Source organism: Stenotrophomonas daejeonensis, assembly GCF_001431505.1.
Taxonomy (GTDB): Bacteria; Pseudomonadota; Gammaproteobacteria; order Xanthomonadales; family Xanthomonadaceae; genus Stenotrophomonas; species Stenotrophomonas daejeonensis.
Map to the genome: position 1 here is coordinate 38720 of NZ_LDJP01000032.1, position 24229 is coordinate 62948.

Below are 24229 nucleotides of genomic sequence, written 5' to 3' on the forward strand. Positions count from 1 at the left end.
GTGATCGGGGCAAGTTGAGCAACCCGTGGAGCGGGCGTGGATATGCGGCACGATGGGGTATCGTGCGACCGCCATGCCGGCCGGCATGGAATGATCCGGGAAGCCGCCATGCGTGTCCGCCGTTGTACCCACCTGTTGCTGGAACCGCGCGAGCGGGTTTCGTTCGGCCTTGCCGCAATCCTGCGTGGCAAGGCCGAGGTGGACAGCGAGGTGGCCTGGGTCGCCCTGGCCGCGCATCTGGACCAGGCCGTTGCCGTGGATGCGGCCGAGTGTGCCCTGCTGGGTGCGTTCAGCGCCCGGCGCTGGCAGGAACCAAGCGAGCAGCAATGCGCCTCGCCGGCAGTGCTGCGGTTGCTGGAACTGGGGCTGTTGCTGGGCGACCAACCCGAGCATGCGCGGCATCTGGCGCGTGACCAGGCCATGTGTGACGCGCACTGGTGGCCGCTGGCGGCAGTGGCGCACCGGCATTCGCGCTGGCAGGGCGTGGACAGCGTCGGCGACATGCATGCGCGTGGCCTGGTCACGGCCAATGACCTGCGCCGCAATTTCGGCGCACCGCCACCGGCGGTACAGCCGCGCGATGGCAGCTATGCGCCGCTGCCAAGGCAGGCCGACGACGCATTCGATGCATTGCTGGGGCGCCGTGCCACCTGCCGGAACTTCGATCGCGATCGTCCCTTGCCGCTGCCCTCGCTGGCACGGCTGCTGCAACGGACGGTGATGGCGCAGGCCACCGTCGAGGCCGCGCCGGATACCGTGTTCCTGAAGAAGCACGTTCCTTCCGGTGGCGGCCTGCACCCGGTGGAAACCTATCTGCTGGTGCAGAACGTCGAAGGCCTTGCTTCGGGCTTCTATCACTACCACCCGGTCGAGCATGCGTTGCTGGCGCTGCCTTCGCCGCCCGCTGCGGAACTGGCCCGGCTTGCATGCACGATGCTGTCGGGCCAGGAGTGGTTCGCCGATGCCCCGGCGATGCTCGTGCTGGCGCCGCGCTTCGAGCGCTGCTTCTGGAAGTACCGCAACCATGCCAAGGCCTACCGCGCCGTGCTGCTGGACGTGGGCCACGTGTCGCAGGCGTTGTACCTGTGCGCCACCGAGGCAGGCCTCGGCGCTTTCGTTACCGCCGCGATCAACGAGGCCGACACCGACCAGGCGCTGGGCCTGGATGGCGTCCGGCAGGGTGCCGTGGCGATCTTCGGTGTCGGCTGGCGCGCGGTGCGGCAGCAGACCACCGAGTTCGATCCGGCACACCGCGTGTGGGGGTGATCAGTCCGCCTCGAAATCCACCAGCATCGCGCCGTCGCCCACCTGGTCGCCGGCCTTGACCCGGAACCACTGCACGCTGCCGTCGGCCGGCGCCTGCAGGGTGTGCTCCATCTTCATCGCCTCCATCACCAGCAGGGGCGTGCCGCGGGCGACGCGGGTGCCGGGTTCGGCCAGCAGGGCGATGACGCGGCCGGGCATCGGCGCCAGCAGGCCGCCGCCTTCGGCTGCCGGTTGGTCGGCGTCGGCCACCGGGTCGTGCAGCTCGAAACGCAGCGGGCGGTCTTCGCCGAACAGGTACAGCGCACCGTCTTCGACAACATGGTCGCCGCGCCGGAGCCGGCCATCGACTTGCAGGGCGAAGCACCGGCCATCGGCCCGTCCGCTGACGGCGATCACGTCGTCTTCCAGTTCGACGCGCCAACCATCGTCATTGGCATGCAGTACGGCGGTGCGCCGTTGCTCGCGGTGTTGCAGCAGCACGCGGCGTGGCGCGCGGCCGCACAGACGCCAGCCGTCATTGTGTTCCCAGGCTGAGGCAGTGGTGGGTGCGGGTGCGCTCGGCTGCGTCGCCAGCACCGCCGCGATGGCCCAGTCGGCCGCGTCGGGCTCGGCGTGCTGCACATCCAGCGCCTCGCGTTCGCGCTCGATCAGCGCGGTGTCGAGATTGGCGCTGCGGAACGAATCGGTCAGCACCAGCCGGCGCAGGAACGCCGCGTTCGTGGTCACGCCGACCACCTGGCACTGCGCCAGCGCCCGCTGCATGCGCCGCAGCGCGCTGTCGCGGTCCACGTCATGGACGATCAGCTTGGCGATCATCGGGTCGTAGTACGGGCTGATCGCATCGCCCTGCTCGACACCGGCATCCACGCGCACGTGCCCATCGGCGGCCGGCAGGCGCAGGTGGCGCAGGGTGCCGGTGGAGGGCAGGAAGCCGCGGTCGGCGTCCTCGGCATACAGCCGCGCCTCGATGGCGTGGCCGTGGATATGCAACTCCTCCTGTGTCTTCGGCAGCGGCTGGCCGGCGGCTACGCGCAGCTGCCATTCGACCAGATCGGTGCCGGTGATCAGCTCGGTGACCGGGTGTTCCACCTGCAGCCGGGTGTTCATTTCCATGAAATAGAAATCACCGATAGGCGAGGCGATGAACTCCACCGTGCCGGCGCCGATATAGCCGACCGCGCGCGCGGCATCGGTAGCGGCCCTGCCCATCGCCGCGCGGCGCTCGGGCGTCATGCCCGGCGCGGGCGCTTCCTCCAGCACCTTCTGGTGGCGGCGTTGCACCGAGCAGTCGCGCTCGAACAGGTACACCACGTTACCGTGGCCGTCGCCAAACACCTGGATCTCGATGTGGCGCGGGCGCTCGACGTACTTCTCCACCAGCACGTGCGCGTTGCCGAACGCCGATTGCGCCTCGCGCTGGCAACTGGCCAGCGCCGCGTCGAAGTCCGTGCTGGCTTCGACCTTGCGCATGCCCTTGCCACCGCCGCCGGCGCTGGCCTTGATCAGTACCGGGTAGCCGATGGCGTCGGCCTGCGCGCGCAGGAAATCGGCGTCCTGCCGCTGCCCGTGATAACCCGGCGTCAGCGGCACGCCGGCCTGCTGCATCAGCGCCTTGGCCGCGCTCTTGTCGCCCATCGCGTCGATGGCGCTGGCCGGCGGGCCGATGAAGACGATGCCGGCCTCGGCGCAGGCGCGGGCGAAGCCTGCATTCTCGGACAGGAAGCCGTAGCCGGGGTGGATCGCCTGCGCGCCGCTGCGACGGGCGGCGTCGAGGATCGCCTCGCCGCGCAGGTAGCTTTCCGCCGCGGGCGCGGGGCCGATGTGGATGGCTTCGTCGGCCAGCCGCACGTGGCGCGCGTCGCGGTCGGCGTCGGAATACACCGCCACGGTGGCGATGCCGAGGCGGCGGCAGGTGACGATGACGCGGCAGGCGATTTCGCCGCGATTGGCGATCAGGATCTTGTCGAACATGGCAGGTCTCCGCTCGCCGTTACATGCGGAACACGCCGAAGCGCGTGTCCTGCGTGGGTGCGTTGAGGCTGGCGGCCAGCGCCAGGCCGAGGATGCGGCGGGTGTCGGCCGGGTCGATCACGCCGTCGTCCCACAACCGCGCGCTGGCGTAATAGGGGTGGCCTTGCTGCTCGAACTGCTCGCGGATCGGCGCCTTGAACGCCTCTTCCTCGTCGGCCGCCCACTGCCCACCCTTGCCTTCGATGCCGTCGCGCTTGACCGTGGCCAGCACGCTGGCGGCCTGCTCGCCGCCCATCACGCCGATGCGCGCGTTCGGCCACATCCACAGGAAGTGGGGCGAATAGGCGCGGCCGCACATGCCGTAGTTGCCGGCGCCGAACGAACCGCCGATCACCACCGTGTACTTCGGCACCCGTGCATTGGCCACCGCCATCACCAACTTGGCCCCGTCCTTGGCGATGCCGCCGTGTTCGTACTTGCGGCCGACCATGAAGCCGGTGATGTTCTGCAAAAACAGCAGCGGGATGCCGCGCTGGCAGCACAGTTCGATGAAGTGCGCGCCCTTGAGCGCGGATTCGGAGAACAGGATGCCGTTGTTGGCGATGATGCCGACTGGATGCCCGTGTACGTGTGCGAAACCGGTCACCAGCGTGTTGCCGTAGCGCGGCTTGAACTCGTCGAAGCGCGAGCCATCGACGATGCGCATGATGACCTCGCGCACGTCGTACGGTTTGCGCGTGTCGGCGGGGATCACACCGTACAGTTCACGTGCATCGAACAGCGGTTCTTCACTCGCCTGCAACGCCACGCCCGGTTCCGGCTTGCGCCAGTTGAGGTTGGCGACGATGGCGCGCACCCGTGCCAACGCCTGCAGGTCGTTGTCGGCCATGTGGTCGGCGACGCCGGAGACGCGCGTGTGCACGTCGGCGCCGCCCAGCTCCTCGGCGCTGACCACCTCGCCGGTGGCCGCCTTCACCAGCGGCGGGCCGCCGAGGAAGATCGTGCCCTGTTCCTTGACGATGACGGTTTCGTCGCTCATCGCCGGCACGTAGGCGCCGCCGGCGGTGCACGAACCCATCACGCAGGCGATCTGCGGGATGCCCTGCGCCGACAGGTTGGCCTGGTTGTAGAAGATGCGGCCGAAGTGGTCGCGGTCGGGGAACACCTCGTCCTGCAACGGCAGGAAGGCGCCGCCGGAATCGACCAGGTAGATGCACGGCAGCCGGTTCTGCTGCGCGATTTCCTGCGCGCGCAGGTGCTTCTTCACCGTGACCGGGTAATAGGTGCCGCCCTTGACCGTGGCGTCGTTGGCGACGATCAGGCATTCCACCCCGGACACGCGGCCGATGCCGGCGACCATGCCGGCGCCGGGCACCGGATCGTCGTACATGCCGTGCGCGGCCAACGGCGCGATTTCGAGGAACGGGCTGCCGGGGTCGAGCAGGGCGTCGATGCGCTCGCGCACCAGCAGCTTGCCGCGTGCGGTGTGCTTGGCGCGTGCCGCCTCGCTGCCGCCAAGGGCGGTGCGTTCCAGCGTCGTGCGCAGGTCATCGACCAGCGTCTGCATCGCTGCGCGGTTGGCTTCGAAGGCGTCGCTGCCGGGTTGCAACTGGGATTTCAGTACGGTCATGGCGGTGGTTCCTGCTGTTCCCTTCTCCCATCGGGAGAAGGTGGCGCGAAGCGCCGGATGAGGGGTGAACGGAGTCCGTGATGCCCGAACCATAGGGACTCCATCGCCCCTCTCCCCAACCCCTCTCCCGCAGGGAGAGGGGCTTTGAGTCACGCAGTGCGCTGGAACAGCTCGCGCCCGATCAGCATGCGCCGGATCTCCGAAGTGCCCGCACCGATCTCGTAAAGCTTGGCATCGCGCCACAAGCGCCCGGCCGGGTACTCGTTGATGTAGCCGTTGCCGCCGAGGATCTGGATCGCCTGCCCCGCCGCCCACGTCGCCTTCTCGGCCGAATAAAGGATCGCGCCGGCCGCATCCTGCCGCGTGGTGCGGCCCTGGTCGCAGGCTTTCGCCACCGCATACACATAGGCGCGGCAGGCGTTGAGGCCGACGTACATGTCGGCAATCTTGGCCTGGATCAACTGGAACGTACCGATCGCCTCGCCGAACTGCTTGCGCTCGTGCACGTAGGGCAGCACCACGTCCAGCGCCGCGGCCATCAAGCCCAGCGGGCCGCCGGACAGCACCACGCGCTCATAGTCCAGCCCGGACATCAGCACCTTCACGCCGCCGCCCACGTCGCCCAGCACGTTCTCGGCCGGCACTTCGCAGTCCTCGAACACCAGCTCGCAGGTGTTGGACGAACGCATGCCCAGCTTGTCCAGCTTCTGCGCGGTGGAAAACCCCTTCATGCCCTTTTCGATGATGAAGGCGGTGATGCCGCGCGAGCCGGCGTTGGCATCGGTCTTGGCATAGACCACCAGCACGTCGGCGTCCGGGCCGTTGGTGATCCACATCTTGTTGCCGTTGAGCACGTAGTGGTCGCCGCGCTTGTCGGCGCGCAGCTTCATCGACACCACGTCCGAACCTGCGCCCGGCTCGCTCATCGCCAGCGCGCCGACGTATTCGCCGCTGCACAGCTTCGGCAGGTACTTGTGCTTCTGCGCCTCGCTGGCGTTCTTGCGCAGTTGGTTGAGGCACAGGTTGGAGTGCGCGCCATAGGACAGGCCGATGCCGCCGGAGGCACGCGAGATCTCCTCCATCGCCACCACGTGCGCCAGGTAGCCCATGCCGGTGCCGCCGTACTCGGCTTCCACGGTCATGCCCAGCAGGCCCTGCTCGCCGAGCTGGCGCCAGAGTTGGTTGGGGAAATGGTTGGTGGCGTCGGCCTCTTCGGCCAGCGGTGCGATCTGCGCGGCGGCGAACTGCGCCACGCTCTCGCGCAGCAGGTCGATTTCTTCGCCCAGGTCGAAGGACAGGGTAGGGACGTGCATGAAAGCTCCGTTGCGGCATGGCGGGAAGGCGCACCCGGATGGGGGGCGACGGCGGGCCGTCGGTGCGGGCGTTCGGGTGCAGCCTAGCGGCTTGGATCAAAAAAGTGAATACTGATTCAAGAATTGAACCATGAGTCACCCAATGGCCTACAAGCGGTCGCAACTGATGGAACGGCGCCTGGCCGGCAACCGCGAGCGCATCCTCGCCGCCGCACGCCGGCTGGTCGCCGCCGGCGGCTACCGCAACGCGCCGGTCACCGCCGTGGCCGCCGAGGCTGGGGTTTCCACCGGGCTGATCTACCGGCACTTCCCGTCCAAGGCCGAGCTGTTCGTGGAAGTGCTCACCGCCGCGGTCGAGCATGAGCTGCGTATCCTTTCGGCCATCGCCGACGAACAGCTTCCCGCGGCGCAGCGGCTGCAACGCGCGGTGGCCTCGTTCGTGCGCCGCGCGCTGGCCGGCCCCGGCCTGGCCTATGCCTTCATCGCCGAGCCGGTGGACCCGGAAGTGGAGGCCGAACGCATCCGCTGCCGGCGGCTGTTCGGCGACGTGTTCCGCCGCATCCTCGAAGACGGCGTGCGCGGCGGCGAGTTCCCCGCGCAGGACCTGGACGTCGGCGCGGCCTGCATCGTCGGCGCTTTCACCGAGGCGCTGGTCGGGCCCACCGCGCCCAGCCGCGACGGCCAGCGCGACGGCGAGCACCTGGTCGAGGCCATCGCCGCGTTCTGCCTGCGTGCGGCCGGTGCGTGACCGGCTCGCCCGTTGTGGCCGGTGCCCGGCGCTGGTTTATACTCGACGAGTAGCTGTGGTCCATCGACTACTCGCCAGGGGTAAGAAGACGTGCGGAATTACGACCTCGAATTTCTGAAGCGGTTCTCCATCGTGATCGGCGTGCTGACCGTCATCGCGATCGGCCTGATCTTCTTCGCTTCGTTCCTGCAGGGGGCCATCCCGACGGAAGAGTCGGCCAATGCGGTCAAGCGCACCGAGGAGCGCATCGCGCCGGTCGGCGCGGTCTATGCCGGCAGCACCGGTGCCGCGGCGCAGGCCGCCGCCGCCGAAGCCGCCGCGGCCAAGGCCGCCGCCGGTGGTGGCGCCTACGACGGCACGCTGGACGGCAAGGTGATCTTCGACAAGCTCTGCACCGCCTGCCACCTGACCGGCGTGGGCATGGCGCCGACGCTGGACCACGCCCACTGGGACAGCCGTATCGCCCAAGGCACCGAAACGCTCTACAAGCACGCCATCGATGGCTACACCGGCCCGGATGGCGGGGTGATGCCGCCCAAGGGCGGCAACCCGGGGCTCAGCGAAGAGCAGATCCACGCGACCGTGGACTGGATGCTGGCCAACCTGAAGTAAGCTGCTTCCGCAACGAAGCCGCCGCGCCGCCTTCCGGGCGGCGCTTTCGTTTCCGTCCCCGTGAAGTTGCCGCCCATGTGCAGATCAGCCGTATTCCTTGCCATCGCCGCGATGGTTGCCATCCCGGCGTACTCCGCCACTCCGCCACCGCTTGCCATCGGCGTGGTGCAGGGCAGCGGCGAGCGTAGCCCGCACGACGGCGAGCGCGTCACGGTCGAAGGCATGGTCACGGCTGACCTGCGCGCGGGATTGGGCGGCGTGTTCGTGCAGGACGCCGGCGATGGTGATGCGACCACGTCCGACGGCCTGTTCGTGCGGATGGGGCCGGAACCGGCCGCGCGGCAGGGTCAGTGGCTGCGCATCACCGGCACCGTGCAGGAGCAGGCCGCCGGCAAAAGCGACAACAGCCTGACCACGTTGCAGGCCGACAAGGTCGTGGCGATCGCCGCGCGCCCGGCGCCGGCGGTGACCGTGTTGCAGGACGTGCCGGCCAGTTGGGAAGCACTGGAAGGCATGCAGGTGCGCATCGCCATGCCGCTGACCCTGGCCGGCCAGGATGGATTGCAGCGCTATGGCGAACTCACCGCCGCCTTTGGTGGCCGCCTGTGGCAACCCAGCGAGCTGGCGGTCGCCGGTAGTGCCGAACATGCGGCGGTGGTGGCCGACAATGCGCGTCGTGGGTTGCACCTGGACGACGGCAGCAGCAAGCGCAATCCCGACAGCGTGGCCTACCTGCCGGAAGGCGCGGTGCTGCGTGCCGGCATGCAGCTGCAAGGCGTCGAGGGCGTGGTCGACCAGCGTTTCGACGACGGTTACCGGTTGCAGCTGACCCGTCCGCTGCAGCTGCCGGCGCTCGAGCGCCCACAGCCGCCGCAGGTGGCGGGTGGCCTGCGCATCGCCGCGTTCAACCTCGAAAACTACTTCAACGGCAATGGCCGCGGCGGCGGCTTCCCGACCCTGCGCGGCGCGAAAACGCAGGAACAGCTGCTGGCACAGCAGGCCAAGCTGGTCGCCACCATCGGCAGCCTCGGCGCCGACGTGGCCGCGCTGATGGAACTGGAGAACGACGGCTACGGCCCGGATTCGGCCATCGCGCAGCTGGTGCGCGCGCTCAATGCGGCGGCCGATGGCGGCGACTGGCAGTTCGTCGATGCCGGCAAGGGACCGGGCGACAACCCGATCCGCGTCGGCATCATCTACCGCGCCTCGCGCATCACCCCGCTGGGCAAGCCGGCGGTGCTGGAGCGCGAACCGTTCGGCGAGCGCAGCCGCGTGCCGCTGGCGCAGGCCTTCCGCATGGGTCGCAAGGGCAAGCCGTTCGTGGTGGTGGCCAACCACTTCAAGTCCAAGGGCTGCTCCGATGCGACGGGCGCCGATGCCGACCAGAACGACGGCCAGGGCTGCTGGAACGCGACCCGCGTCGAATCGGCACGGCTGTTGAACCAGTGGTTGCAGGGCGACCCGACCGGCAGCGGCAGCCGCGACGCGGTGCTGCTGGGCGACTTCAATGCCTACGCGATGGAAGACCCGATCCGCCGCTTGCAGGCCGATGGCTGGCAGGATGCGTTCAAGGTGGCCGGCGTGGTGCAGCCCTACAGCTACGTCTACAACGGCCAGACCGGCCGCCTCGACCACGCCCTGCTCAATCCGGGCATGGCCGCAAGGTTGAAGGGTGCGGCCGAATGGCACATCAATGCCGACGAGGCCGATGACGTCGGCTACCCGGGCCGCAACCTGCCGGGTCCGTGGCGCAGCTCCGACCACGACCCGCTGCTGCTGGGCTTCGACGACCCGTAGGCGGATGCCCCGCCGCAACCGGCGCGTGGCTCAGCCGTGGCCGTGCCGGCGGCGCAACGCGTTCCACAGGTGGGTGCCGGCCAGCATCAGGCTGCCGGCGACGGTCAGCCTGGTTTCGGCCTTGGCCAGTGGCCAGCCAAGTGCGCCCGCCGCCAGCAACGACAGCCCGCCGCCCGCCAATAGCCACATCGAACCGGGCAGGGCTTGGCGCCGGTGCGTGCGCCACAGCGCGTAACAGGTCACGGGCAGGGCCAGGGCGACGAACAGCCCGTGCACCCATTCGGCCTCGCTCCAGGCGCCGAGCAGCGGCAGCAGCGAGGCCAGCAGCGGCAGCGCCAGACAGTGCAGCAGGCACAGGCCCGACAAAGCGATGGCCGAGGCATCGGCCCAGGTGGCGGCATTCTTCATCGCTATTTCCTTTGTTGTTTTGTTACATAGTAACAAAATAATCCGGAGCCTTCGCCATGCTTCCGCCGCCAACGAAGCCTGCGTTGGATGCCCGGCTGACCATGACGAGGAATGGGTTGGAACCCGACGGCGATCAGCCGGCGGCGCCGCGTGCGATCAATGCGATGGCAATCACCGCCAGCCCCAGCCCGATGCGGTTCCAGCGGCTGGTCGTCTCGCCGAAGGCGAAGATGCCCACCAGCGCGCCAAGGCAGACCACGCCGATGTTCATGCCGGCGAAAATGGTGGCCGGGCTGTGCGGCAGCGCCTGGTGCGCGCGCACGTAGAACAGGATGTTGCCGAAGTTGAGCGCGCCCAGCAGCAGGCCGAAACCGAGGTTGCGCGCGCCCAGCCGGCTGCGGCCGCCGAAGTGGCGTTGCAGTTGCCACCCCAGCATCAGCACGAAGGCGATGGCGAAGCTGGCCAGCAGCGCGGCGGTGGCCGGCGTGCCGGACAGCGCCACCTGCTTGAGCAGCACGTCGATCAGCGCGAACCCCACCCACACCGCCAGCAGCCAGCGCCAGCCGCCGGGCGCGGCGACCGTGGCCTCGCCGCTGCGCGCGCTGACCCCGACGATCGCCAGCAGCCCCAGTCCCAGCCCGGCCAGCTTCCAGCCATTGGCGTGTTCGCCGAACAGCACGAAGGCCGCACCCAGCGACAACAGCAGCGACAGCCGCTGCGCCACGTCGCTGCGCACGATGCCGGCCTCGCGCACCGCGCGCGCCAGCACCAGGAAGATGCCGGGCAGCGCCACCGCCAGCCCGAGCAGCGCCGGCCACGGCGCATGGCCGCCCCGCAGCGATTGCAGCGAGGGCTTGAGCAGCAACAGCGACAGCACGCTGGCGGCCAGGTAGTTCCAGGTCACCGCCTGGGCGATGTCGATGCCGCGCCGCGGCGCCAGTTTCAGCAGGACCGAAACCAGCACGCTGCAGACAACGCTCGAAACCAGGAAGTGCATCGCGTCGGGGCTACCGTGGGCAAGGGGCGGCGATGAAGCCGCCGGGCGGGGCCGGTATCATGCCCGAATGCAGACTCCCACATTCCCCACCGAATCGGCGGCGCTGGTGCTGGATGGCCCGGCCGGGCCGCTGGAAGTCGCCGTCGACCCGGCCGACGCCGAGGCCGTGCCGCAGTCCGCCGTCGCCGTCATCTGCCACCCGCTGTCCACCGAGGGCGGCAGCATGCACAACAAGGTGGTGACGATGGCCGCGCGCGCGCTGCGCGAGCTGGGCGTGACCACGGTGCGCTTCAATTTCCGCGGCGTCGGCGCCTCGGCCGGCACGTTCGACAATGGCGAAGGCGAGCAGGACGACCTGCGCGCGGTGGCCGCATGGGTGCGCGCGCAGCGCCCGGACTGCGCGTTGTGGCTGGCCGGCTTCAGCTTCGGCGCCTACGTCTCGCTGCGCGCCAGCGCCGCGCTGCAACCGCAGGCGCTGATCTCGATCGCGCCGCCGGTGGGCCGCCGCACCTGGGATTTCGACGGGCTGCAGCCGCCGGCGAACTGGCTGGTGGTGCAGGGCGATGCCGACGAAGTGGTCGATGCGCAGGCGGTCTACCAATGGGTGGAGTCGCTGGCCAGACCGCCGCAACTGGTGCGCATGCCCGACACCAGCCATTTCTTCCATCGCAAGCTGATCGACCTGCGCGGCGCGATCCAGCATGAAGTGCGGCGCTGGCTGCCCGACGGCAGCTGCTGAGCATGACGGCGACGACCCCTTCGCAGCGCTACGCCGCCGGCGTGGCCCGTGGCGACTGGCGCGACGACCCGGCCCAGCATGCGGCGCTGGCCGAGCTGGACCGCATCCACGAGGCCCTCGTCGATACCGAGCAGGACGGCTGGCTGGACCGGCTGTCCGCCTTCTGGAAGAAGCCCGAGGCGGTGCCGGGGCTGTATTTCTGGGGCGGCGTCGGCCGCGGCAAGACCTTCCTCGTCGACCTGTTCTACGACGGCCTGCCGATCAGGCAGAAATACCGCACCCATTTCCACCGCTTCATGCGCGGCATCCACGAGCGGCTGCGCGAGCACCAGGGCCAGAGCGACCCGCTGGCGAAGATCGCCCAGGAATGGCGCAACAACCTGCGCGTGCTGGTGCTGGACGAGTTCTTCGTCACCGACATCGGCGATGCGATGCTGCTGGCGCGCCTGCTCGAACGCCTGTTCGCCGAGGGCGTGACGCTGGTGACCACCTCCAATACCGCGGTGGAGAACCTGTACCTCGACGGCCTGCAGCGCGACAGCTTCCTGCCGGCCATCGCCCTGTTGCAGAAATACTGCGTGGAGCTGTATGCCGAGGGCACCGAGGACTACCGCATGCGCGCGCTGACCCGTTCGCCGGTGTACCGCGCGCCGCTGGAAGGCGACGGCGATGCGTGGCTGGCCGGGCGTTGGAAGGAGCTGAGCGGCGGCGAGGACGCGCGTGCCGGCAACATCGTCATCGAGGGCCGCAAGATCCCGGTGCGCGGGCGCGGCAAGAGCATCGTCTGGTTCGATTTCCCGGCGCTGTGCGAAGGCCCGCGCGGGCCTTCGGACTACATCGAGATCGCGCGCGAGTTCAACACCGTGCTGCTCGGCGGCATCCCGCACTTCGACCGCATGAACGAGGACGCCGCGCGCCGCTTCGTCAACCTGATCGACGAGCTGTACGACCGCCAGGTCAACCTGGTGTGCACCGCGCAGGACGCGCCGCCGCTGCTGTATACGGGCACCCGCCTGGCCGGCGCCTTCGAGCGCACCGCCAGCCGTCTGATCGAGATGCGGAGCGCAGAGTACCTGGGTACCGCGCACCGCCATTGAGCGGTGCGCTCCGGCAAGCGGGCGTGATTTCCGGAAATAAATAGCTTGCTATTGAATTTCTCACGATGTAGATTGAGGGCATGGCCTCCCGCACCGCCGCCGCCGATCCCTCGCTGCTCCGCCTGGACAGGCAGCTGTGCTTCGCGCTGTATTCGGCGAACCTGGCGATGAACAAGCACTACCGGCCGCTGCTGAAGGAGCTGGGCCTGACCTATTCGCAGTACCTGGTGATGCTGGTGCTGTGGGAGCGCGACGCGCTGACCGTCTCGGAGATCGGCGAGCGCCTGTTCCTGGACTCGGCCACGCTGACCCCGCTGCTCAAGCGCCTGCAGACGGCCGGCCTGGTCACCCGCACCCGCGCCCGCGAGGACGAGCGCCAGGTGATCGTCGCGCTCACCGCCGCGGGCCGCGCGCTGCGCCGCAAGGCCGAACGGATCCCGGAGCAGGTGATGTGCGCGGTCGGCTGCGCGCTGGACGAACTGGCCGCGCTCAAGCGGCAACTGGAAACCCTGCGGCTGAACCTGGAGCAGGGGCCATGAACCGAACGCGACGCTTTCTTCCGTCTTAAAAATAGCGTGCTATTTGATAGCAAATTAATATTGCCGCCCGTGGCGCCCGGCACCCCCTTTCCCAGCGCGCCACCCGAGTACCGGAGAAACACCATGTCACTGGAAAAAGTCGCCTATACCGCCCAGGCCCACGTCACCGGGGGCCGCCAGGGCCGCGCCCGCGGTGAAACCGGGCTGGAACTCGAACTGAGCACGCCCACCGAGCTGGGCGGCGCCGGCGGTGCCGGCACCAATCCCGAGGAGCTGTTCGCCGCCGGCTACGCGGCCTGCTTCATCGGCGCGCTGAAACTGGTGGCCAGCCGCGGGAAAGTGTCCTTGCCGGGCGAGGTCTCGATCGACAGCCAGGTCGGCATCGGCCCGCTGGGCGACGGCTTCGGCATCCAGGTCGAGCTGCGCGTGCGCGTGCCCGGCCTTGCCCGCGAGCAGGCGCAGGCGCTGGTCGACAAGGCGCACCAGGTGTGCCCGTACTCCAACGCCACCCGCGGCAACATCGACGTGAACCTGGTCGTGCTCGACTGAGCCTCGCGGCCGGCCTTCTCCCTTGTCCCGCGCAGGGGCAGGGGAGGTGGGCCAGCCGAACCGGAGATGACCGGGCGCCGGCCCGATGCCGGCGCTCGACCCCATCGACGGCAATGGTCCGTTCCTGCCTGTGGATGCAACGACGCACCCCCAGTGGAGGAACCAATGAAACACGCATGCCCGTCCCCCCGCCGTCTGCCGGCTTCCTCGATGGCGTTCGCCCTGACGCTGCTGGCCGGGTGGCCGGCGCTTGCCGCCGAACCGCTGTGGCCGCAGCCCGCCGGCGTGGTCCCGGCACAGGCAGCACAGGTGCAGCACCCGCGGCGCCAGCGCCAGACCGCGCCGAACTTCCGCGCACCCGCGGCCACCGTATGCAGCGACACGCCACGGATGCGCGAGGTGGCCGATCCACAGCCGCAACCGCCGCGCCGTGAACGTGCGGAGCCGGTACTGGCGGAGAAGGCGCTGCATGACGGGGTGCGGCTGGAAGCCGCCCCATCGCCGCCGGCCCCGCCCGCGCCGATGCCGGCCGCCGCGCTCGATTCGGTGGTAGTCAGCGGCGCCCGTGCCGAGCGCTTGTCGCCGCCGCGCAGGCCGCTGCCGCCGATACGCCGGCAGCAGGCGCCGGTGACCGCCGGCGTGGTCGATGACAACGCCGACTTCGGCGGTTTCCTGCAGCTCCTGCAAGGCCATGACGAGTCGGTGCGGTTGGGGCGCGACGTGACCGTGCGCCAGCGCCTGCGCGTGGTCGATGCACAGGGCCGGGCGGTGCCCGACGCCGAGGTCGCGGTGGCCTCGGCCGATGGCGCGCGCATGTGGGCGCGTACCGATGCCGGCGGCCAGGCGTGGCTGCACCTGAACGCCTTCGACGACCGCGATTCGGCCAGCTACCGCATCGACGTGCGCCGCGATGGCCGGCAGGCGCAGGTGCAACTGCGGCGCGGGCAGAAGAACGCGCTGGAAGTGGTGCTGCCGGTGCAGGCGACGCCCGAACGGGCGCGGCTGGACCTGGTGTTCATGGTCGATGCCACCGGCTCGATGGGCGACGAGATCGACAAGCTGCGCGGCTCGCTGCGCGACATCGTGCGCGGCATCGAGCAACTGCCCTCGCGCCCGGACGTGTGCCTCGGGCTGGTCACCTACCGCGACCGCGGCGACGACTACTTCGTGCGCAGCTGGGACCTGACCGGCAATGTCGCCGCGTTCCAGCAGGTGCTCGACGGCGTGCGCGCCGGTGGCGGCGGCGACATGCCCGAGGCGATGAACGAAGCCTTCGACCACGCGGTGCAGGCGCTGGACTGGCGCGGCCCGGCGACCACGCGCCTGCTGCTGTCGCTGGCCGACGCGCCGCCGCACATGGACTATCCGCAACCGCATTACGACCAGACCATGCTCGCGGCGCTGGGCAAGGGCATCAAGGTGTTCAGCGTGGCCGCCTCGGGGCAGGACAGCACCGGCGAGATCGTGCAGCGGCAGATCGCGCAGTACACCGGCGGGCGCTTCATCTTCCTCACCTACAAGGATGCGGCCGACCCCGGCAGCGGCCCCGGCGGCGAGACCGTGCACGAGGTGTCCAATTACTCGGTGGATACGCTTGACAAGCTGGTGGTGCGGCTGGTGCGCGAGGAACTGGCGCAGTTGCCGTAGCGCCGGGTCTTGGCCCGGCGGGGGCATTCCCTGCGACAACGCCGGGCTTTCGAAGGTAGGTCGGGGCTACGCCCCCGACATCCGGCCAACTCGAGCATGTCTTCGTCGGGGGCGTAGCCCCGACCTACGGCAGGGTGATGCCGTTGTCCGGCGCCAGTTCCTTCGCCACCGGCGCCGGCGCATCGTCGCCGCTGACCCGCATCATCCGCAGCGGCTGGCCGTCGTAGCGGAACTCGAGCGCCGACTGTATCCGGTCCAGTGCCAGCACCTGGGTGCACAGGGACTGCGCATGCTGTTCCAGGGCGCGTGCGCGCGCTTCGATCTTCGGCTCGAGCTCGGCCTCGATCTTCTCGGTGCGTTTCTCGATGCGTTCCTCGCCGCCGGTGAGCATGGTCCACAGCACGCCGCGGGCGATGGAACCCTTGAGCGATTCGGCCGCATCCTGCACGCGCTGGTCGAAGCCCTCGCCGAACAGGTCCTGCTCCCAGCGCCCGCGGCCGATGGTCGAGGCGACGAAGCGCTCGGCGTCCCTGCGCAGGACGCGCACCTTGCGCGAATCGAACTTGCCGGTCAGGGAGCCATGGACGACGTCCAGCACGTCGAAGCTGATCCCCACCGATTCATTGGCGATGCCGGTGACCGCCGGCATCAGCTGGCGCACCCCGGCCTCGAGCACGCGCAGGCGTTGCGCATCGGCGTCGCTGACCGCCTGCATGTGGCCGTCGATGCTCAGCTGGCCGTCGTGGAACACGATCTCGCGCGGGGGGGTGTCGTGCCGGCGCAGCCAGATGCCGCCGCCATCGACCAGCACGTCGTAGTCGGTGCCGACCCCGCACTGGCTGGAGGACAGTTCCGGCGACTTCAGCGTGTCGGCGCGGGCGGCCAGCGGCGGCAGGGCGAGCAGGGCGGCGGTGAGGAGCAGGCGGCGCATGGGGACATCCGTGTTCGGGCGGGCGTGGGCGCAGCATCGCCGACGGGCCTGGCGGCAGCGCCCGCCGGAAGTCATGGCGGTGCAACCGGACGGTTGGACGATGAATGCGCAGGGAGTTTTCCCACCCTTGAATCGGCTTCCCGGGGCTTGACTGCGCAACCGCGGCGAGCAGGCCAACGCGCCCGTGCCGGCCCCGGCAGGGCAGATCGCTTGCGCCCCAAGGGAAACGCGGTTATCCACAACATTTGGCGTTGACCCCGTCATTTACCCCCACTATCTTGTGGCCCGTCGGTTCCGGGGATTCCCCGGATTGAAAGGGAAGCCGGTCCAAACCCGGCACTGCCCCGCAGCGGTAGGTGGAGACGAGGTCGCGATTTCGCACTGGGGCGGTGGCCCTGGGAAGCGGCGGCCAAGGTGGCCGGGAAATATTCCCGCCGCATCCACGAGTCCGAAGACCTGCCGACAGCCGCGCGATGCACGCCGCGCGGTGCCGGCCGCGGAATCTCCGGGGGGAGATGGCTGGTGCAGCAGGGCCTCCCGCATGGTTTCCATGCCGGTCGCAGGCCGTGCGACACCGCGCTCCCACCCTGTGCTTCCGATGCCATCCGCGCCTGCGAGGGACAGGCCGGGCCCGTGCATCCCCGCATGGAGACGCCAGATGTCGCAGACCCCGACCGCCGAAGCAGTGGCCGCCACCCCGGCTTTCGACCTCACCCCGCCGCCGACCGCCACCGCCATGAGCGTGGCCAAGCGCAACGGCAGCACCGAGCCGGTGGACCTGAACAAGATCGTGCGCGCCATCCAGCGCTGCTGCGAGGGCCTGCATGCGGTCGATCCGATGCGCGTGGCCACCCGCACCATCTCCGGCCTGTACAACGGCGCGACCACGCAGGAGCTGGATGAACTCTCCATCCGCACCGCGGCGCTGCTGATCGGCGAAGAGCCCGAGTACGGCCGCCTGGCCGCGCGGCTGCTGGCGAATTTCATCGCCAAGGAAGTGTCCGGGCAGGAAATCCACGCGTTCTCGCAGTCGGTGGGCCGCGGCCATGAAGTGGGGCTGATCAACGACCGCCTGCTCGGCTTCGTGCAGACCAACGCGCGCAAGCTCAACGACGCCATCGACCCGTCGCTGGACTTCAACTTCGACTACTTCGGCCTGCGCACGCTGTACGACCGCTACCTGCTGCGCCACCCGCACACGCGCAAGGTGATCGAGACGCCGCAGCAGTTCTTCCTGCGCATCGCCAGCGCGCTCTCCGAGGACGTGCCCGAGGCGCTGGCGCTGTACCAGCGGCTGGGCAACCTCGACTACCTGCCGTCCAGCCCGACCCTGTTCAACGCCGGCACCTGCCACGAGCAGCTGTCCTCGTGCTTCCTGCTGGATTCGCCGCAGGATTCGCTTGAATCCATTTATGCGAAGTACGGCGACATCGCGCAGCTGTCCAAGTTCAGCGGCGGCATCGGCGTGAGCTACACTCGCGTGCGCTCGCGCGGCTCGCTGATCAAGTCCACCAACGGCCACTCCAACGGCATCGTGCCGTGGCTGAAGACGCTGGATTCGTCGGTGGCCGCGGTCAACCAGGGCGGCAAGCGCAAGGGCGCGGCCTGCGTGTACCTGGAAACCTGGCACGCCGACATCGAGGATTTCCTCGAACTGCGCGACAACGCCGGCGACGATTCGCGCCGCACCCACAACCTCAACCTCGCCAACTGGGTGCCGGACCTGTTCATGCAGCGCGTGGAGGCCGACCAGGAATGGTCGCTGTTCGACCCGCGCGTGGTGCCGGAATTCACCGACCTGTACGGCGAGGCGTTCGAGCGCGCCTACCTGCAGGCCGAAGCGCAGGGCAAGGCCGCGCGCACCCTTCCGGCGCGCAAGCTGTACGCGCGGATGATGCGCACCCTGGCCGAGACCGGAAACGGCTGGATGACCTTCAAGGACAAGTGCAACCGCGCCAGCAACCAGACCCTGCGTGCCGGCAACGTGATCCACCTGTCCAACCTGTGCACCGAGATCCTGGAAGTCACCAGCGCCGAGGAAACGGCGGTGTGCAACCTCGGTTCGATCAACCTCGGCAACCATCTCGACGAGCACGGCGACTTCGATTTCGACAAGCTGGCCGAAACCGTGCGCCTTGCGGTGCGCCAGCTCGACCGGGTGATCGACCTGAATTTCTACCCGATCGAAACCGCGCGCCGCGGCAACCTGCGCTGGCGCCCGGTGGGGCTGGGCTGCATGGGCCTGCAGGACGTGTTCTTCCGCAAGCGGCTGGCGTTCGACTCCGACGCCGCGCGTGCGCTGTCGGCGAAGATCGCCGAGGAAATCTACTTCCACGCGCTGGAGACCTCGTGCGAACTGGCACAGGAACGCGGCAGGCATGCCTCGTTCGCCGACACCCGCGCGGCCAGCGGTGCCTTGCAGTTCGACGCCTGGAACGTGGTGCCGGCCGACGCCGCGCGCTGGGATGCATTGCGCGAGCGCATCCAGCAGCACGGCCTGCGCAACTCGTTGATGATCGCCATCGCCCCGACCGCGACCATCGCCTCGATCGCCGGCTGCTACGAGTGCGTGGAGCCGCAGGTGTCCAACCTGTTCAAGCGCGAAACCCTGTCCGGCGACTTCCTGCAGATCAACCGCTACCTGGTCGGCGAACTCAAGCAGCTCGGCCTGTGGACGGCGGAGATGCGCGATGCGATCAAGCTGGCCGACGGCTCGATCCAGAACATCGCCCAGATTCCCGAAGCGCTGCGCACGGTCTACCGCACGGTATGGGAGCTGCCGATGCGCTCGCTGATCGACATGGCCGCCGGCCGCGGCGCCTTCATCGACCAGTCCGCCTCGCTCAACCTGTTCATGGAAAGCCCGAACATCGGCGCGCTGTCGTCGATGTACATGTACGCATGGAAGCAGGGCATCAAGACCTGCTACTACCTGCGCTCGCGCCCGGCCACCAAGATCGCCAAGACCACCGTGTCCAGCTACACCCCGACGCAGGCCGTGGCCTGCTCGCTGGAGAACCCGGAAGCCTGCGAAGCCTGCCAGTAAACGCCTGAATCCCCTCTCCCCGCGGGAGAGGGGTTGGGGTGAGGGTACGGCGAAGCCGCCCTCACCACCTTGCCGAACCCTCACCCGGCGCCCCGCGCCACCTTCTCCCGAGAGGAGAAGGAAATGGAGTCACCCCATGTCCGCACAACCCCGCCAGATGCTGCTCGATCCCGGTTTCGAACTGACCCTGCGTCCGATGCGTTACCCGGATTTCTACGAGATGTACCGCAACGCGATCAAGAACAGCTGGACGGTGGACGAGATCAACTTCCAGATCGACATCACCGACCTGCACCACAAGATGTCGCCGGCCGACCGCCACCTGATCCACCGGCTGGTCGCGTTCTTCGCCACCGGCGATTCCATCGTCTCCAACAACCTGGTGCTGAACCTGTACCAGCACCTCAACGCGCCCGAGGCGCGCATGTACCTGTCGCGCCAGCTGTACGAGGAAGCGCTGCACGTGCAGTTCTACCTGACCCTGCTCGACAACTACCTGCCCGACCCGGAGGAGCGCTTCAAGGCCTTCGCCGCGGTGGAGAACATCGAGTCGATCAAGAAGAAGGCCGATTTCTGCTTCAAGTGGATCGACTCGATCCAGGGCCTGAAGCGCATCGAGACGCGCGAGCAGCGCCGCCAGTTCCTGCTCAACCAGATCTGCTTCGCCGCCTGCATCGAGGGCCTGTTCTTCTTCGCCGCCTTTGCCTACGTCTATTACTTCCGCTCGCGCGGCCTGCTGCCGGGCCTGGCTTCGGGCACCAACTGGGTGTTCCGCGACGAGAGCTGCCACATGGAGTTCGCCTTCGAGTGCGTGCGCACCATCCGCGCCGAGGAGCCGGACCTGTTCGACGCGCGGATGGAACAGCAGGTCTACGACATGCTGGAAGAGGCGATCGAATGCGAGGTGCAGTTCGCCGAGGACGTGCTCTCCGGCGGCGTGGCCGGTATCTCCACCCGCGACATGCGCCAGTACCTGCAGCACTGCGCCGACAACCATTTCGCCAAGCTCGGCATGGCCAGGAAGTACAACGTGCGCAATCCGCTGCCGTTCATGGAGCTGCAGGACGTGCAGGAGCTGACCAACTTCTTCGAGCGCCGCGTGTCGGCCTACCAGGTCGGCGTGCAGGGCGAGGTCGCCTTCGACATGAACTTCTGAAGCAGGGCGGGGGAAACCCCGCCGGTCCGGGCGTGGCACCATGCGGGTGTCACGCCCGGCATCGCCGCTCCTGCGTATCCTGCACCACGCCGCCGCACTCCACGATCCCGCCATGAACGCCGCCGACACCACCGTCCCGCCCACCGAAGTCCGCATGGCGGAAATCGTCTTCCCCAACCACACCAACCACATGGGCACCCTGTTCGGTGGCCAGGCGCTGGCGTGGATGGACAAGGCCGCCTTCCTCGCCGCCGCCCGCTACTCGCGCCGCACGGTGGTGACCGCGCGCTCGGACCAGGTCGATTTCAAGCTGCCGATCCGGGTCGGGCAGATGGTGGAAACCATCGGCCGGGTGGTGCGGGTCGGTCGCAGCTCGATGCACGTGGAGGTGGAGCTGGTCACCGAGGACCTGCTCAGCGGCGCGCGCCAGCTGTGCACCAAGGGTACCTTTGTGATGATCGCGCTGGATGCCGAAGGCCACCCGACCGGGGTGCCGGTGCTGCCGCTGCCGCGGGACTGAACCGGGGCGCCGCTTCGGCCCGGCCGCCAAGACGCAGTGATCCACCGGCCCGGTTGATGCGCCGGCCGATGGACGCTGCAATGGCGCACCCCATCGCCGGACCCCCCTTGCCGTGAGCCTGTTGTTTTCGCCGTTGCAGCTCGGCCCGTTGTCGCTGCCCAACCGCATCGTGATCGCGCCGATGTGCCAGTACGCGGCCGAGGACGGCCGCGCCAGCAGCTGGCACGACCAGCACCTGGGCATGCTGTCGCAGTCCGGCGCCGGCCTGCTGATCCTCGAAGCCACCGCGGTGGCGCCGTGCGGGCGCATCAGCTGGGCCGACCTGGGACTGTGGGACGACGCCACCGAGGCGGCGCTGGGCGAGGTGCTGGCCTCGCTGCGGCGCTGGTCGCCGATGCCCATCGGCATCCAGCTGGCCCATGCCGGGCGCAAGGCCTCGACCGCGCGCCCGTGGGAGGGCGGTGCCGCCATCGCCCCGGACCAGCCGAATGGCTGGCAGGTGCTGGCGCCTTCGCCATTGCCGTTCAACGAAGGCGATCCCGTGCCGCAGGCACTGGACGCGGTCGCCATCGACGGCGTGGTGGAAGCGTTCGCCGAGGCCGCCCGGCGCGCGGCGCGGCTGGGCCTGGAGTTGATCGAGATCCACGCCGCGCACGGCTACCTGCTGCACCAGTTCCTGTCGCCGCTGAGCAACCGCCGCGACGACGCATACGGCGGCCCGCTGGAAAACCGCATGCGGCTGGTGCTGCGTGTGTTCGACGCGGTGCGCGCGGCGGTGCCGGCCGGCGTCGCGGTGGGCGTGCGCATCTCCGCCACCGACTGGGTGGAGGGCGGCTGGGACGTCGCGCAGAGCATCGCGCTGGCCCGGGCGCTGGAAGCGCGCGGCAGCGATTTCATCCACGTCTCCAGCGGCGGGCTCGACCCGCGCCAGCAGATTCCGGTCGGCCCCGGCTACCAGGTGCCGCTGGCCGAGGCGATCAAGGCGCAGGTGCGCACGCCGGTCATCGCCGTGGGCCTGATCACCGAGGCGCGGCAGGCCGAGGCGATCCTTGCCGAAGGCCGTGCCGATGCCATCGGCATCGCCCGCGGCATCCTCTACGACCCGCGCTGGCCGTGGCATGCGGCAGCCGAACTGGGCGCGAAGGTGGAAGCCGCACCCCGCTACCGGCGTTGCGAGCCGCACGGCGTGCGCGGGTTGTTCGCGTAGGTGCCGGGCTTGCCCGGCACGGGCTTTGCCGGGAAGGTCCTGTGCGGGGCAAGCCCCGCACCTACAGGGGTCGTCTTTGCGTAGGCACCGGGCTTGCCCGGTGCGGGCTTTGCCGGGAAGGCACTGTGCGGGGCAAGCCCCGCACCTACGGGGATCGTCTTTGCGTAGGTGCCGGGCTTGCCCGGCACGGGCTTCGCGGGGAATGCCCCATGCGGGGCAGGCCCCGCATCCACGGGAATTCGCCTTTTCGCGGGCACCGGGCTTGTCGTTTGGTTTCCCCGGAAAATTTTGCCCGCCGCTAGACTCGGCGCGATGCGCCCCGACTACATCCTCACCCTGTCCTGCCCGGATCGCACCGGCATCGTCTACCGCGTTTCCGGCCTGCTGTTCGAGGCCGGTTGCAACATCCTCGACGCGCAGCAGTTCGGCGACGAGGAAAGCGGCCGTTTCTTCCTGCGCGTGCACTTCGACATGGCTTCGGCAGGCGAGGAGCCGGCAGTGCGCGAGTGCCTGCAACGGCTGGGCGAGGACTACGCGATGGACTGGCAACTGCACGACGCGCGGCACCGTGCGCGCCTGCTGGTGCTGGTCAGCAAACAAGGGCACTGCCTCAACGACCTGCTGTTCCGCGCGCACAGCCGCCAGTTGCAGGTGGAGGTCGCGGCGGTGGCGTCCAACCACAGCGATTTCGCCGCGCTGGCCGGGTCCTACGGGATACCGTTCCACCACCTGCCGGTGAGCGCGGACAACCGCGCGCAGCAGGAGCGGCAGATCCTCGATCTGGTCGAGCGCGAGAACATCGACCTGGTGGTGCTGGCGCGCTACATGCAGATCCTCTCGCCACAGCTGTGCGCGGCGCTGGCCGGGCGCGCGATCAACATCCACCACAGCTTCCTGCCCAGCTTCAAGGGCGCCCAGCCCTACCACCAGGCGCATGCGCGCGGGGTCAAGATCATCGGCGCCACCGCGCACTACGTGACCTGCGACCTCGACGAAGGCCCGATCATCGAGCAGGACGTGGCGCGCGTGGACCACGCGATGACCCCGCGCGACCTGGTGCGGCTGGGCAGCGACACCGAATCGCTGGTGCTGGCCCGTGCGGTGCGCCGCCACGTCGAGCACCGCATCCTGCTCAACGCGCATCGCACGGTGGTGTTCCGGTGATGCCGGTTGCGGGTCTGCTGCCCGCCTGCAGGTGGGTGCCGGCCGTTGGTCGGTACTGTCGAACGGCCGGCAGTGAGCCCATCGTCGCTTCGCGCCGCCGCCACGACCAACGGTCGGGCGCTACCGGGATACCACGAGGGGAAGAGAGTCCCTGGCGGTATCGCCGCAATCAAAGAACCGCAATTCCGGCGGCGGCGAGCGCCTGCCGCGTGGCGGCGTCGTTGCCCGCATCGACCGGGCGCGTCAGGTCCCAGTGGAAACCCACGCGGAAGCCGGCTTCCACCGCATCCTGCGCGCTCCACAGCACGCAGTAGTCGCGCGCCAGCCCGCACACGTGCACTTCGGCGATGCCGCGTTCGCGCAGCCAGCCGGCCAGCCCGGTGGCCGGGCGGCCGCCGTCCGGGCCGACGTTTTCGCGAAAGGCGCTGTAGGAATCCACCTGCCGGTTGCTGCCCTTGCGCAGGATCAGGTCGGCGCGGTTCCAATCCACTTGCGGATGCAGCGCCGCGCCGGTGCTGCCCTGCACGCAGTGGTCCGGCCACAGCGTCTGCGGATGGCCGTGCAGTTCGATGGTCTCGAACGGCGAATGCCCGGCGTGCCGGCTGGCGAACGAGGCATGGTCGGCCGGGTGCCAGTCCTGCGTGGCGACGACGGTGGCATAGCGGCGCGCCGCCAGCAGTGCGGCGATGCCCGGCACGATGGCGTCGCCCTCGGCGCAGGGCAGCGCGCCGCCGGGCATGAAGTCCGGTTGCAGGTCGATGACCAGCAGGGCGGTGTCGTTGCGGTGCATCGCGCAGGTTCCGTGATGGGGGCGACTACTGTAGCGCCGCCATCGTGCATTGCCCGACGCACCGCTTCGTGAGAGGCCACACGGCTGCAAGGTCTACACTGC

Annotated in this window: 21 protein-coding genes and 1 riboswitch; of the genes, 14 read left to right on the plus strand and 7 right to left on the minus strand. The window is 69.1% G+C overall.

Going from position 1 to position 24229, the window contains the following annotated elements; all coding sequences use genetic code 11:
- Positions 1-108 precede the first annotated feature (108 nt).
- Positions 109-1266: a putative peptide maturation dehydrogenase gene (locus tag ABB34_RS06095; RefSeq protein WP_057640404.1), complete on the plus strand. Its 1158-nt coding sequence runs from the start codon at positions 109-111 to the stop codon at positions 1264-1266.
- Here the strand turns inward: ABB34_RS06095 and ABB34_RS06100 are convergent, their stop codons facing one another.
- From ABB34_RS06100 to ABB34_RS06110, 3 genes are all read right to left on the minus strand, one after another.
- Positions 1267-3237: an acetyl/propionyl/methylcrotonyl-CoA carboxylase subunit alpha gene (locus ABB34_RS06100; protein ID WP_057640360.1), complete on the minus strand. Its 1971-nt coding sequence runs from the start codon at positions 3235-3237 to the stop codon at positions 1267-1269.
- A gap of 19 nt (positions 3238-3256) precedes the next feature.
- Positions 3257-4867: a carboxyl transferase domain-containing protein gene (locus tag ABB34_RS06105; protein WP_057640361.1), complete on the minus strand. Its 1611-nt coding sequence runs from the start codon at positions 4865-4867 to the stop codon at positions 3257-3259.
- 149 nt (positions 4868-5016) lie between these two features.
- Positions 5017-6180 (minus strand): isovaleryl-CoA dehydrogenase, encoded by a 1164-nt coding sequence (locus tag ABB34_RS06110; protein ID WP_057640362.1) that lies wholly within the window; start codon positions 6178-6180, stop codon positions 5017-5019.
- Between the two features lie 142 nt (positions 6181-6322).
- On the opposite strand from ABB34_RS06110, the gene ABB34_RS06115 reads away from it, so the two are divergent.
- The 3 genes from ABB34_RS06115 (at position 6323) to ABB34_RS06125 (ending at position 9337) form a co-directional block, all read left to right on the plus strand.
- Complete coding sequence (locus ABB34_RS06115; protein ID WP_057640363.1) at positions 6323-6928, plus strand: TetR/AcrR family transcriptional regulator; 606 nt, start codon at positions 6323-6325, stop codon at positions 6926-6928.
- A gap of 90 nt (positions 6929-7018) precedes the next feature.
- On the plus strand, positions 7019-7540 hold the full coding sequence (locus tag ABB34_RS06120; protein ID WP_057640364.1) for a c-type cytochrome: 522 nt from the start codon (positions 7019-7021) through the stop codon (positions 7538-7540).
- Between the two features lie 75 nt (positions 7541-7615).
- Positions 7616-9337 carry an ExeM/NucH family extracellular endonuclease gene (locus tag ABB34_RS06125; protein WP_152979533.1) on the plus strand — a complete coding sequence of 574 codons (1722 nt, stop codon included), beginning with the start codon at positions 7616-7618 and terminating at the stop codon, positions 9335-9337.
- 30 nt (positions 9338-9367) lie between these two features.
- Here ABB34_RS06125 and ABB34_RS06130 read toward each other — a convergent pair whose 3' ends face one another.
- Complete coding sequence (locus ABB34_RS06130; protein WP_057640365.1) at positions 9368-9745, minus strand: MerC family mercury resistance protein; 378 nt, start codon at positions 9743-9745, stop codon at positions 9368-9370.
- A gap of 133 nt (positions 9746-9878) precedes the next feature.
- Positions 9879-10742, minus strand: coding sequence for an EamA family transporter (locus ABB34_RS06135; protein ID WP_057640366.1), 864 nt, complete (start codon positions 10740-10742; stop codon positions 9879-9881).
- 67 nt (positions 10743-10809) lie between these two features.
- Between ABB34_RS06135 and ABB34_RS06140 the strand changes: the two genes are divergently transcribed.
- From ABB34_RS06140 to ABB34_RS06160, 5 genes are all read left to right on the plus strand, one after another.
- Entirely contained in the window at positions 10810-11481 is a 672-nt protein-coding gene (locus ABB34_RS06140; protein WP_057640367.1) for an alpha/beta hydrolase, read from the plus strand.
- A 2-nt stretch (positions 11482-11483) separates the two neighbouring features.
- Positions 11484-12578: a cell division protein ZapE gene (gene zapE / locus ABB34_RS06145; protein ID WP_057640368.1), complete on the plus strand. Its 1095-nt coding sequence runs from the start codon at positions 11484-11486 to the stop codon at positions 12576-12578.
- A gap of 80 nt (positions 12579-12658) precedes the next feature.
- Positions 12659-13117 (plus strand): MarR family winged helix-turn-helix transcriptional regulator, encoded by a 459-nt coding sequence (locus ABB34_RS06150; RefSeq protein WP_057640369.1) that lies wholly within the window; start codon positions 12659-12661, stop codon positions 13115-13117.
- Positions 13118-13240: 123 nt separating this feature from the next.
- Positions 13241-13666 (plus strand): organic hydroperoxide resistance protein, encoded by a 426-nt coding sequence (locus tag ABB34_RS06155; RefSeq protein WP_057640370.1) that lies wholly within the window; start codon positions 13241-13243, stop codon positions 13664-13666.
- A gap of 210 nt (positions 13667-13876) precedes the next feature.
- Positions 13877-15313: a VWA domain-containing protein gene (locus ABB34_RS06160; protein ID WP_057640371.1), complete on the plus strand. Its 1437-nt coding sequence runs from the start codon at positions 13877-13879 to the stop codon at positions 15311-15313.
- 124 nt (positions 15314-15437) lie between these two features.
- On the opposite strand, the gene ABB34_RS06165 is transcribed toward ABB34_RS06160, so the two are convergent.
- Positions 15438-16244 carry a DUF2884 family protein gene (locus tag ABB34_RS06165; RefSeq protein ID WP_057640372.1) on the minus strand — a complete coding sequence of 269 codons (807 nt, stop codon included), beginning with the start codon at positions 16242-16244 and terminating at the stop codon, positions 15438-15440.
- A 272-nt stretch (positions 16245-16516) separates the two neighbouring features.
- Positions 16517-16722: riboswitch (cobalamin riboswitch) on the plus strand.
- Positions 16723-16902: 180 nt separating this feature from the next.
- Here ABB34_RS06165 and ABB34_RS06170 point away from each other — a divergent pair.
- From ABB34_RS06170 to purU, 5 genes are all read left to right on the plus strand, one after another.
- Positions 16903-19290: a ribonucleoside-diphosphate reductase subunit alpha gene (locus tag ABB34_RS06170; RefSeq protein ID WP_057640373.1), complete on the plus strand. Its 2388-nt coding sequence runs from the start codon at positions 16903-16905 to the stop codon at positions 19288-19290.
- A 136-nt stretch (positions 19291-19426) separates the two neighbouring features.
- Positions 19427-20446: a ribonucleotide-diphosphate reductase subunit beta gene (locus ABB34_RS06175; protein ID WP_057640374.1), complete on the plus strand. Its 1020-nt coding sequence runs from the start codon at positions 19427-19429 to the stop codon at positions 20444-20446.
- Positions 20447-20558: 112 nt separating this feature from the next.
- A complete protein-coding gene (locus tag ABB34_RS06180) occupies positions 20559-20966 on the plus strand; it encodes an acyl-CoA thioesterase (RefSeq protein ID WP_057640375.1) in 408 nt (135 codons plus the stop codon).
- Between the two features lie 112 nt (positions 20967-21078).
- Complete coding sequence (locus ABB34_RS06185) at positions 21079-22173, plus strand: NADH:flavin oxidoreductase/NADH oxidase (protein ID WP_057640376.1); 1095 nt, start codon at positions 21079-21081, stop codon at positions 22171-22173.
- Between the two features lie 312 nt (positions 22174-22485).
- Positions 22486-23337, plus strand: coding sequence for a formyltetrahydrofolate deformylase (purU, locus tag ABB34_RS06190; RefSeq protein WP_057640377.1), 852 nt, complete (start codon positions 22486-22488; stop codon positions 23335-23337).
- Between the two features lie 169 nt (positions 23338-23506).
- Here purU and pncA read toward each other — a convergent pair whose 3' ends face one another.
- Positions 23507-24127 carry a bifunctional nicotinamidase/pyrazinamidase gene (gene pncA / locus ABB34_RS06195; RefSeq protein ID WP_057640378.1) on the minus strand — a complete coding sequence of 207 codons (621 nt, stop codon included), beginning with the start codon at positions 24125-24127 and terminating at the stop codon, positions 23507-23509.
- Positions 24128-24229: the final 102 nt, after the last annotated feature.